The 10,816-nt window shown below is 61.5% G+C and carries 10 protein-coding genes and 1 pseudogene; 3 read left to right on the top strand and 8 right to left on the bottom strand.

All coding sequences use genetic code 11. The features are described from left to right. Nucleotides 1-161 precede the first annotated feature (161 nt). Nucleotides 162-278, top strand: a pseudogene (locus BMX68_RS26760) (REP-associated tyrosine transposase); the annotation flags it as partial. Between the two features lie 59 nt (nucleotides 279-337). Here BMX68_RS26760 and BMX68_RS15555 read toward each other — a convergent pair. Genes BMX68_RS15555 through BMX68_RS15570 form a run of 4 tightly spaced genes read right to left on the bottom strand, consistent with a single transcriptional unit; the run spans nucleotide 338 to nucleotide 4,469 of the window. Next, complete coding sequence (locus tag BMX68_RS15555) at nucleotides 338-985, bottom strand: MotA/TolQ/ExbB proton channel family protein (protein ID WP_017132725.1); 648 nt, start codon at nucleotides 983-985, stop codon at nucleotides 338-340. A 40-nt stretch (nucleotides 986-1,025) separates the two neighbouring features. After that, on the bottom strand, nucleotides 1,026-3,305 hold the full coding sequence (locus BMX68_RS15560) for a TonB-dependent receptor (protein ID WP_017132724.1): 2,280 nt from the start codon (nucleotides 3,303-3,305) through the stop codon (nucleotides 1,026-1,028). Nucleotides 3,306-3,330: 25 nt separating this feature from the next. After that, complete coding sequence (locus tag BMX68_RS15565) at nucleotides 3,331-4,059, bottom strand: energy transducer TonB family protein (RefSeq protein ID WP_017132723.1); 729 nt, start codon at nucleotides 4,057-4,059, stop codon at nucleotides 3,331-3,333. Nucleotides 4,060-4,061: 2 nt separating this feature from the next. Beyond that, entirely contained in the window at nucleotides 4,062-4,469 is a 408-nt protein-coding gene (locus tag BMX68_RS15570) for an ExbD/TolR family protein (RefSeq protein ID WP_017132722.1), read from the bottom strand. Nucleotides 4,470-4,658: 189 nt separating this feature from the next. On the opposite strand from BMX68_RS15570, the gene BMX68_RS15575 reads away from it, so the two are divergent. Then, nucleotides 4,659-5,213, top strand: a complete 555-nt coding sequence (locus BMX68_RS15575) for a GNAT family N-acetyltransferase (protein ID WP_017132721.1) — start codon at nucleotides 4,659-4,661, stop codon at nucleotides 5,211-5,213. Between the two features lie 19 nt (nucleotides 5,214-5,232). After that, nucleotides 5,233-6,834 carry an alkaline phosphatase D family protein gene (locus BMX68_RS15580; protein WP_017132720.1) on the top strand — a complete coding sequence of 534 codons (1,602 nt, stop codon included), beginning with the start codon at nucleotides 5,233-5,235 and terminating at the stop codon, nucleotides 6,832-6,834. A gap of 31 nt (nucleotides 6,835-6,865) precedes the next feature. Here the strand turns inward: BMX68_RS15580 and BMX68_RS15585 are convergent, their stop codons facing one another. Genes BMX68_RS15585 through BMX68_RS15600 form a run of 4 tightly spaced genes read right to left on the bottom strand, consistent with a single transcriptional unit; the run spans nucleotide 6,866 to nucleotide 10,809 of the window. Further along, nucleotides 6,866-8,014 (bottom strand): alginate O-acetyltransferase AlgX-related protein, encoded by a 1,149-nt coding sequence (locus BMX68_RS15585; RefSeq protein ID WP_017132719.1) that lies wholly within the window; start codon nucleotides 8,012-8,014, stop codon nucleotides 6,866-6,868. Beyond that, nucleotides 8,014-9,429: an MBOAT family O-acyltransferase gene (locus tag BMX68_RS15590; RefSeq protein ID WP_017132718.1), complete on the bottom strand. Its 1,416-nt coding sequence runs from the start codon at nucleotides 9,427-9,429 to the stop codon at nucleotides 8,014-8,016. Before BMX68_RS15590 ends, BMX68_RS15585 begins: the two co-directional genes overlap by 1 nt. Before the next feature lie 19 nt (nucleotides 9,430-9,448). Further along, on the bottom strand, nucleotides 9,449-10,126 hold the full coding sequence (locus tag BMX68_RS15595; protein WP_017132717.1) for a cell division protein FtsQ: 678 nt from the start codon (nucleotides 10,124-10,126) through the stop codon (nucleotides 9,449-9,451). Then, complete coding sequence (locus tag BMX68_RS15600; RefSeq protein ID WP_017132716.1) at nucleotides 10,123-10,809, bottom strand: SGNH/GDSL hydrolase family protein; 687 nt, start codon at nucleotides 10,807-10,809, stop codon at nucleotides 10,123-10,125. The genes BMX68_RS15595 and BMX68_RS15600 overlap by 4 nt, the downstream gene beginning before the upstream one ends. Nucleotides 10,810-10,816 lie beyond the last annotated feature (7 nt).

Raw genomic sequence — 10,816 nt, forward strand, 5'->3', positions numbered from 1 at the left:
ACACAGCAAACCCTCCACAGTCCGTATCATCACCTTTACTGCTGGCGTTAACAGCACCTCCCTCAACAAAGAGTGCAACGGATTGCCTCGACGCCCTTACTCACATCGTCTATGCATAGGTCGAGACTCCGAACCAGGACGCGCCTACCTGATCACCGCCGATACGCGACGGCGAAAACCTGCGCGATATCGCCAGATACCTCGTCGCCAATCCGCTGCGCGCCGGCTTGGTCGAGCAGATTGGCGACTACCCGTTAAGGGATGCCATCGGGCTCTGAGCACCAATGTGGCGACAGCGCCCGTCCACAGAGGTCGTCCCTGACCCGCGAAATAGAAATCAGGCCGTCTGCAACTGCACCGGACTCGCCACCCGATGCGCCACCTCACCCTGCACACGGGCACCGGTCGACGCACGGATCAGTAACATCTTGAGCTGGTCGTTGATGCGCTCCAGGCTGTCCTGGAAGAAGTTGTGGAACACCACGCAGAACAACGCGATGGCAATCCCCAAGCCAGTGGCGAACAGGGCCGTACCGATACCACCGGAGATCTGGCCCGGATCGGACACCCCCGCGCTGGCCAACGCCTTGAAAGTATCGATGATGCCGAGGATGGTTCCCAGCAAGCCGAGCAGGGGCGCGGCAGTGGTGATGGTCTCGATAATCCACAGGCTGCGGGCCAACGGTGCGCGACTGGCCAGGTACTGGGTGTCGATCACATCGTCCAGGTCCTTGCGCGGGCCCTGAGCGGCCTTCTGCGCCAACACCGCCGAGGCCATGTCCAACGGCAAGCTGGCACGCCGGGTCAGTTCCTGCGGCAGCTCCTGTGCGCTATGCACATGAGAGCCCAGGGCCGCCATCAACGCACGGGCCGAACGCCGGACATAAGCGAAGTAGATGGCACGCTCGATGGCGATGAAGATCGCGATCGCCAGGGCCGCATACATCACATAAAAGGTGATTTCGTGAAGCAGGTTCATGTCCATGATCGGGTTACCTCTGTTGATAATACGCAGGGGACAAACATCAGAAATTCGCTTCCAGCGACGCGGTCACTGTACGGTCCAGGCCGACGATGTAGGCGGGGTCGCCATCGCGGAAACCGCTGTAGGTGGCGGAGTTGGTCTTGGTGGTGTACACGCCGGCCAGGTACTTCTTGTCGAACAGGTTGTCGACGTTCAAGCGCAGGGTGGCGCTCTTGACCACTCTCTTGTCTACCGGCAAGTAGATACCGCCGCCGAGGTTGAACACAGTGCGCCCGGAAACGGCTTCGTCGTTGGTCAGGTCGCCATACAGCTTGCTGGTGTACTTGCCACCGAAGGTGCCGTAGAACAGGCCGTCGTCATAACCGATATTGGCGGCCAGCATGTTCTTCGGCACGTTGGTAAACTGCCGGCCGGCGGTCGGCAGCAGGATGGCCTTGCCGGCGTTGTAGACGGTCAGGTCGTTCTGCTGCTCGGCACGGGTGTAGGTATAGGAGGTGTAGAAGTTGAAGTGATGCGCCAGCAGGCCGCTCCACTCCAGCTCCAGGCCCTTGTTGTCGACACTGCCGGCGTTGACGTCGGCGGAGTCGCCGTTGATGTCCTTGGACGACACCTGGCGGTTCTCGAACTGCATGTAGAACAGGGTGGCCGCAACGGTCATGTCCTGTTCGGTATAGCGCCAGCCCAGCTCATGGTTCCAGCTGGTTTCCGGCTTGGAGTCGATGGAACCCGCACCCTGGTCATACAACACGTAGTTCTGTGGCACGCGCATGTTGCGCGACAGGCTGTAGAACAACTGGTCATGCTCGTCGAGCTGGTATTTCAGACCAGCGTTGGGCAGTAGCTTGTAGTAGCTTTGGTGACGTTTTTCCGCTTTCTCGGTGAGGCTGCCGTGGTTGCTGCCGTCACGTTCGACGTTCATATAAGCCAGGCCCGCCACCAGGGTCCAGTCCGGGGTGAAGTACCAGGTGTCCTGGGCCCAGACTTTCTGCGCTGGGGTCACGGTGAAGCGATCGCGACCCTGGATGGTCTTGCCGTTGGCATCGACCATGTAGTCAGAGTCCGGCCAGACGCTTTCCGGCTTGCCGTTCTGTCGCAGGCGAATGAACGGCTGGGTCTGGCTCTGGCGCGCGCGCTCGTACCAGTAGCCGAACTGCAGGCTATGGCTTTCCAGGTCCCAGTTCAGTTTGGTGGTGATACCCGGACGCCAGGTCTGGGTGCGTGAAGGCCGGTAGTAGACGCCGGTGTTCGGCTGGCCGTCGGCGTTGTATTGAGCTGCGGTCGGCAGGTTGCCAAGGTCGAAGACCCCGCCGACGTTGGAGCCGCTGTTGAGCGCATAGGTCGAACTGCCCGCGCCGCTGCCGTTACCCCAGAAGTAATATGGAATCACCGACAGGGACAGGTTGTCGGCCAATTTGAACTGGGTGTTGAGCACGCCGGTGAAGGTCTTGAACGGGTTGAGCGCCAGGCCCTCATAGCTGCTGATCTTACCGTTGCCGCCCAGGGCCGGAGTCGAAGGATACGGGTCGTAGCTACGCCCGTATTTTTGGAACTGGCCTTTGGTCAGTTGACTGTAACTGGCGTTTTCCTGCTCGTGGTACTTGAGGATCAGGTTGGCGGTGTTGCCGCCGCCCATGTCGAAGAAGCTGTTCCATTCGACCTTGTCGGCGCGCTCAGCACCGTCGCCGCGCCATTTCTGGCCTTCGGTGTGGGAGACCGACAACCAGTTGCTCAGGCCGTTGACCTCACCGGTGTTGAGACGGGCGAAGGTCTTGGTGGTGGCATGGCTGCCCATCACTTGCTTGACGAAGGCTCCGGTTTCCTTGGTCGGGCGGATGGTCACCACGCCAATATTGCCACCGCTCGAGCCGATGTGCGGGCCGTCGGCCTCGGACGAGCCCTGGGTGACGAAGATTTGCTCGATGTTCTCTGGGTCGCCCAGTAGGTTGGCATACAACGCGTAGTTGCCGGAGTCGTTGATCGGCATGCCATCGACGGACATGCCCACCTGGTCGGAGTTGAGCCCGCGCATAGTAAAGCGGAAGCTGCCCAGGCCCGTGGCGTCTTCACTGGAGATGTTCAGGCCCGGGGTGTACATGAGCTTGTCGATGGCGTTGCCGGTCGCGGTCTGTTTGTCCAGGGCTTCCTTGGTCACGGTGGAGCGCCCCTTGATGCTCTCCTCCTGGACCATGTAGCCGCCACCGACGGTGGCCTTTCCCTGGACACCAATGGTACCGATGTCACTGTCGTTAGTGTCTGCCCACGCAACACCTTGGCTCATGCTCACGGCAATCAATGCCAGGTGAATCTTTGAGAACCTCATTACTGTATTCCTGATCGTCGGTGCTTTATTGCAAGCTGTAGTTGAAAGTGGCGGTGAAGCGTTGCTCGTTACGGCCGCCAAAGGCCTGTTCAGGGAAAGGCTTGACCTGCTTGATGCGATGCAGGCTGTTGGTGGCCGCACGGTTGAGCAGCATGCTCGACGCCGGGGTCTGGACACCGGAGTCGAGGACACGGCCCTGCCGGTCCACCAGCAGCCAGACCACGACCTCGCCGCTGGGGCGCTCAAGCGAGGCCTGGCGTCCCGTGGGGTATTGCTTGTAAGTATCCAATTCGTTGCGCAGTCCCTTGAGATAGCCACCTTCCAGCGCCTGGCCGTCGATTTTCGGCGGAGCAGGTGGTGCGGGCGGTGCCGGCGTACGGGCGACCACCGGCTCGGGGGCGGGCTTGGCTTCGACCGAAGGCGTTTGCGCCGGCTTGGCGACCACCGGCTGTGGCTTGAGCACAGGCTTGGGCTTGGGCTCAGGTTTTGGCTTAGGCAGCGGCTTGGGCTTGGGCGGCGGCGGCGCGGGCTCGGCCTCCTCGTCCTCGATCACCGGTGGTGGCGGCTCTGGCGCAACCACCGATTCAAGCTCGGGCTCTGGCTCCGGCTCGACCAACGCCAACTCGACCGCCGACTCGTCATACACCGGCTGGACCTTCAACGGTTGGGACTGAATGCTCATGGCAATCAGCACCAACGCCACGATGGCCGGGACGCTGCCCAGCAACTGACGGACTCGAAACAGGATGTACATGGTCAGGACTTACGCGTGGCAATGGAGACGGACGTGAAGCCACCCAGACGCAGGGTGTCCATGACTTCCACCAGGCGCGCGACTTCCACGCCCTTGTCGCTGTTGACGATGATCGTCGCCTTGCTGTCCGGCTTCTGCGCTGCCTTGAGCGCCGCCACCAGCGCGTCCACGGCAATGCTCTTGCCGTCGAGTTGCAACTGGCCCGCGAGCCCCAGGGTGAGGATGAATTTGTTCTGTGGCTTGAGCTGCTGCGAACTGCTGGCGCTCGGCAATTGAGTCTTCATGCCCAGCGCCGGAATCACGTTCAAACTCACCAGCACGAAGAACACCAACAGGAACATCATCACGTCGATCATGGGGATCAACTCGATGTGTGCCTTGCGCTTTTTGGGTTCGTCCCAGGTTCTCATTCCGATGCCCTCATTCAATTAGGGGCGACAACCTAACAACCAAAAATGACCAAATGGTTAATATTAATTTACGGCTTAAAGGCTCTAAACCGGGCATTACAAGCCACCACACATTAAATTCATGCATGTAATTAATTTGACACATAGCTAGTACAGCCTTGAAAAATTTGACTGAGCGGGCCTCCCACCATGAGTGTTGCCTTACCCCACCTAAGCACCCGGCGCCTGCTGCTGATGCCCTTGCAAACGGAGCAGGCGCAGACGTCGGCGCGGCTGGCGGATAAGCCGACCATCGCCGACAACACGGCAGCGCTCCCCTCGCCTCACACCGTCGAAAACGCACTGGAATTCATTGGCGGCCAGGAGGAGCAATATCGTTCAACTCGTTTGATGGGACTGGGTATTCACCTGAGGGAAAATCGTGAGCTGGTCGGCGTCATCAGCCTGAGATTTTCACCGGCCCATGACAGCGCTCACCTGGGGTACTGGGTTGGCGCGCAACATCGCAATCGCGGCTATGCTGGCGAAGCGGTCGGCGCGATGCTCAAGCACGGCTTTGTCGAGCTCAAGCTACACCGCATTGCCGGGCAATGCTTCAGGCGCAACAAAACCTCTGCCCGGGTACTGGACAGAGCCGGACCGCGCCACCAAGGTTGCCTGAAAGGCGCCTTTCTCAAAAATAGGGTCTACGAAGACATGCTGCTGTACGGGCTGTTGCATGACCATTGGCAACCTCTCACCTGATCATCCGCGAGCAATGTCCATGACCGATCATGTTGCACAGACCGAGCGCGAACCTGGCGTCGATCAGGACCGCCGGCGAATCATCACCGGGCTGGCCGGGGCGGCGGTATTGTCGATCCTCAGCCCCTTCGCCCGTAGCGCGGGGGTCGACTACCCCTTCAGTCTCGGGGTGGCTTCAGGGGACCCGCTGCCGGACGGCTTTGTCATCTGGACCCGGTTGGCACCGCGTTTCAACGCCGCCGACGGTAGCGGCGGCCTGAGCAAGCCGGTGCCGGTGCGCTGGCGGGTGGCGAGCGACGCGGCGATGACCCGCATCGTCAAACGGGGCGAGGTGGTGGCCGACCGGCGCTTCGCCCATTCGGTACACGTCGAGGTCGGCGGGCTGGAAGCCGGACGGCCCTACTGGTATCAGTTCGAAGGTTTGGGGGCGCAAAGCCCGGTAGGGCAGTCACGGACCGCGCCGGCGCTGACCGCCATGACATCGGCACGCTTGGGTTTCGTCTCCTGCTCGCATTGGGAGCGCGGCTATTTCAGCGCCTACCGACACCTGGCGGCGGAACAACCGGACCTGGTGTTTTTCCTCGGCGACTACATCTACGACAGCTCCTATGCCGCCGACTCGGGCAAGATCATTCGTCCCCACGGCGCCGGCAACGCCAGCGATCTCGCCGGTTATCGCAACCGCTACGCCCTCTACAAGACCGACGCCGACCTTCAGGCCCTGCATGCCTGTGCGCCCTGCGCCGCAACCTGGGACGATCACGAAGTACAGAATGACTATGCGAACCAGTGGTCACAGGATCCGACTATTTCCCCCCGTGACTTCCTGCTCCGGCGGGCGGCCGCCTATCGGGCCTTCTATGAACATATGCCGTTGCGCGCCAGCAGCCTGCCCAGGGGGCCGGACATGCGCGTCTATCGACGACTCGACTACGGTCGACTGGTACAATTTCATATCCTCGACGGTCGCCAGTACCGCTCGGAGCAACCGTGCATTCCCGCCAATCGCAGCCATCAGGGGCATGTCGCGCCGCCGGATTGCGTCGATCTCGGCGACCCGAAAAGAACCATGCTGGGCTGGGAACAAGAGGCTTGGCTGGAGCAAGGCTTTGCCCGTTCGCAAGCCCGCTGGAACGTGATTGCCCAGGACTTGCTGGTGGCGTCGTTGATGCAACGCAATCCGGCCACCCAGGAGTTGGGACACTGGACCGATGGCTGGGACGGCTATGGGGCAACCCGAGATCGGGTGCTGGCCTCCATCGAACGCAGCAAGGTCAGTAACCCAGTGTTCTGGGGCGGGGATATTCATTCGTTCTGGACCACGGATTTGCATGCACGCTCGGGGGACCCGGAGTCGAAGATCGTCGCAACCGAGTTTGTCGGTACCTCGGTGACCGCCGATGGGCCGCCGTTCGAGTTGTTCAACAAGGAATTGCCGCTCAATCCCCATGTGCGTTTTTTCGACAGTCGCCAGCGCGGGTATGTGTCGGTCGAGTTACAAGAGCAGAAGATGCTGACGAACTTTCGGGTAATTTCCGATCCTCGGGATGTGAATGCCAGCGTGTCGACGCTCAAGCAATTCGTGGTAGAGAGCGGGCGGGCCGGGGCAATTGCGGTATGACGCGGTCTGACAGACCATCGTCATACCCGCCTCAAGGCAAACGCACATTGCCGTCATACGGCGTCTGTAGATCCCGCTCCGGGATCTCCCAGATCAGCAACTTCGGCGGCGTCTGCTTGAACGCCGGGCTGTCGAAGTACGCTTTGGCCGCCCCGGAAAACTCGCCACCGTCCTTGGCGAAGTTCCCCATCGGCGCGCCCACCGCCGCTTCCAGGAATCCGCCAAAGTTCGAGTTACGCGAAAATGAGGTGCCGATCAGCGCCGTGTTAGGCAGGTTGTCATCGCCAAACAGATCGTCCAGATTGTCGGCGCTTGCCGTCTCTTCTACCAGTTCCTTCACTTGCGTGGCCGCCGCGTATTCGGCCGGAGGCTGCAACGCCAACGGTAGCCAATCGATCCCCGCCAAGCGCACCAGATCGCCCGGCCGCACTGCGCTGGCTTGTGTCACCAGGTCAAAACGCTTGCGTGGTGTCGCATTGAACTTCAGTCCCGCGACTGCCACGGCCACCTGCCCCGCCGCCGCCCTGGCACCGGCTTCGCTCCAGTGCGTATCGGTGCGCAGGTAGGCGCCCTCGCCCACCGCCCGCAAGGCCGGTGTCAGGTCCAGAGCGGGCACTCCGGCGCCATGCAACAGGGTCAGCCATTCGTCGATGCGCGATGCCAGCAGCGCCGGGCGGGTCAATTCGCACAGCTGTGTCGCGGCGATCCGGCTCTTGTCCGGCACCACCGCCACCACCAACTGGATACCCCGCTTCGCCAATCCTTGCCGCAGCTCGATCACCGCCTGGGCTTTGGCTCGGGCATTGAGCACGGCGTTGTGGTTCACGCGCAATTCATCGGTGAGGAACAACCAGCCAGGACAGCCCGTGCGTACCCGTGGCCCAAGGTCGCCCAACACCAACCAACTACCACCGCGCTCCAGTTCGGCGAGCTGTTTCGGCGCGGGGGCATCGGACAGCGTCTTGGCGAAGCGATGGGTGATATCGCCATGCAGCAGAAGGTCCAGGGTGACCACCTTGGGCACGAACTCGACCGTGCCCTTGAGCATCAGCCAGACGCAGGACAGCAAGCCCAGGGACAGGAACAGTGTGAAGATCACCCCGGCGAGCGGGCTGACGCGCAACGCCAGTTCGCTGGGTGGGGTGGGCGCGGTTGACGGAGATTGCGTTGGCTGGGTCATCAGAATTGGAAGTACAGAAAGGGCACGGCTTCACGACTGGCGATCAGCGCGAACGACAGAATGAATCCGAGCACAGGCCAAAGGGCTGCCGTCAGTGCGAACCAGCCACTGTCGGCGAATCGTCTTGCACAACGCGCTTGCAACAGGGGCGCAAGGACACACGCCACACCCAGCAAAGCCGCCATGCCGTGCACCGGGCGCAGGGTCACCGCCAGCGCATCGCCCAGGGCGAAGCCATGCTGGCCGAATTGCCCGCCATACATGCTCAGGGCCGTGGCAAAATCCGGGGAGCGGAACAGCGTCCAGGTCAGACACACGAACAACAGCGTCGCGCTGTGCGATGCCCACCGGGGCAGGCCTGGCAGGCTGGAGCGCGACCAGGCGCGATCGATGCACAACGCCACGCCATGGGCCGAGCCCCACAGCAAGTAATTCCAACTGTCACCACCATGCCACAGGCCGGCGATGGCCATGGTCAGAAACAGGTTGCGATAGGTTTTCCAAGTGCCCAGGCGATTGCCACCGAGGGCGATATACAGGTAGTCGCGCAGCCAGCTGGACAACGACAGGTGCCAGCGCCGCCAGAAATCCTGGATGCTGTAGGCCAGGTAGGGGCGGTTGAAGTTTTCCGGAAAGTGAAAACCCAGCATCAGTCCCAGGCCGATGGCCATGGCGCTGTAGCCGGCGAAGTCGAAGAACAATTGTAGCGAGTACGCCAGGCAGCCAATCCAGGCATCGACAAAGGACGGCGAGTCCAGGTGAAAGGCCACGTCTACCAGCGGTGACAGGGTGTCCGCCACCAGTACCTTCATGCACATGCCAATCATGAAGCGGCGTGCGCCGAGGGAGAAGTTCAGCCCGTTGAAGTAACGCTGGTTGAGCTCCCGACGAACCCAGTCATAACGAATGATCGGTCCGGCAATCGAATGGCCGAACATGGAAATGTAGGTCGCATAATTGACGAAGCTGCGCTCCACCGGCACCACCTGCCGATGCACGTCGACCAGATAGGAAATCGCCTGGAGGACAATGAACGACAGCCCCGCCGGTAACGCCACCCGCTGCCAGGCCATGGGCAGAGCGCCGTAGTAGCTGATCAGCTCGTTCCAGGTGCCCGCGAGGATATTGGCGTACTTGTACCAAACGAGCACCGCAGTGTTGATCACGATCAGCGCGATCAACAGCCGTACCCGCCTGCGCCCGTCCTCCCGCGAATGCTCTACCAGCAAACCACCCACCCACGCCAACACGGTCAGGGCCATGTGCAGGAACAGGAACAACGGGCTCAGCCAACCGTAGAACAACCAACTGCCCAGCAACAGGATCACATTGCGCCAGGCCGGTCTTGCCAAGGCATAGATCAGCAGGAACGCCGGCAGAAACAGCGTCAAAAACTCGAGTGAGGCGAAGACCATGGCGACAGGTGCTTCCGATTCAGTTGGACACGCTGTCCGTGGTGGTAACAAGGCGTGGCCCTGTCGACGAAGGCAACACCAGCAAGCTGTAGCGCTTGTTCGCCTCCAGCGGCCCTAGCTCGACCGCCGCGCCGACCGGCCTGTTGGCGCAGATCAACTGGACCGCCAGCGCAGCACGCGGATTGAGTTCCTGGCGGCGTGGATTGCCCGTCGCCGCCTTCTGGAACAGATCGACATCGCGCCCGGCCAGGTTGATTCGCGCGTCGGCGCACCCGGCGTCGGCGTTGAACAAGGCCAGCGACGCCTTGAGCTGGTTCGGGATATCGAAGGCTTCGTTGACCACCAATTGCCGGATGCCAGGGTGCCCGTCGTCCAGGGCAAACACCGTGGCGAAATCCCCTGCGGCAACCTGCACCTGCAACGGCACACTCTGACCGTCACGCTTGAGGGTGCCCTTGACCGGCTGGCCGCCAGGTACCGGGATAAAGTCGCTGATAGCCTTCTCACCTTCCAGCTTCAGGCTGGCCTTCGCCCCTTCCGGTATCAGTTCCAGGGCGCTGGCGGAGACGTTGACGAAGCGCAGATAGGCCGAGTCCCGTGAGGGACCGGTGGGATACAGCGCAATCTGTGCACTGAATGCGCTGGTACTCAGGACCGCGCCGAGCAGACCGCCCACGAGGCTGAAAGTCCGCTTCACTGTTTTGCTCCCTTGACCGCGTTCGCGGGCAATTCACTGATGGATTTGCCGATGGCCGCCGCCCAGGACTTGTACCCGGCAATGGTGAAGTGTTGGCCGTCGGAGGTGACCCACTCGCCTGGCTTGGAGAACTTCGTGGAATCGATATAGGTACACGGCGCAACCATATTCGCCAGGGTGCCGGACACCAGTTGGGTGCGCATCTGGTTCTTGCCGTAGCTGTTTTCATGGGTGTTGCTGCCATTCGCCTTGCCCCAGGCCGGCCCCACCCACACGCACTTGACGCCGCTGTCGGCAATCTGTTTGGTCAACGCGGTGACACTCTGGTAGGCCCAGACCTTGGGAAACGGCGTGGTCTTGTAGGAGGCCATGGTGTCCCCCATGATCAGCACCACCAGGTCCGGTTTGTCCTTGGCGATCACCGCCTTGATCGGCTGGGTATCCAAGGTGCCACGGCTCATCACCTTGATCTTCTCGCCAGGATCGCGGGTGGCGCCGCAGTCGAGCTTCAGTTTCGGCGTGACCCAGTCCGCCGGGTTGGCGCCACAGGCACCGATCGCGTGGACCTGCGCACCCTGCTGGGTGAGGTTGTCATACAGCGGGTTCATCAGTGAGTCGGGGAAGCTCATGTGGCTTTCGCCAATCACGAGCAACGTCAAACCAGCGAGCACAGAAGAAGCCATGAACCAT

This window comes from Pseudomonas agarici (genome assembly GCF_900109755.1).
Classification (GTDB): domain Bacteria; phylum Pseudomonadota; class Gammaproteobacteria; order Pseudomonadales; family Pseudomonadaceae; genus Aquipseudomonas; species Aquipseudomonas agarici.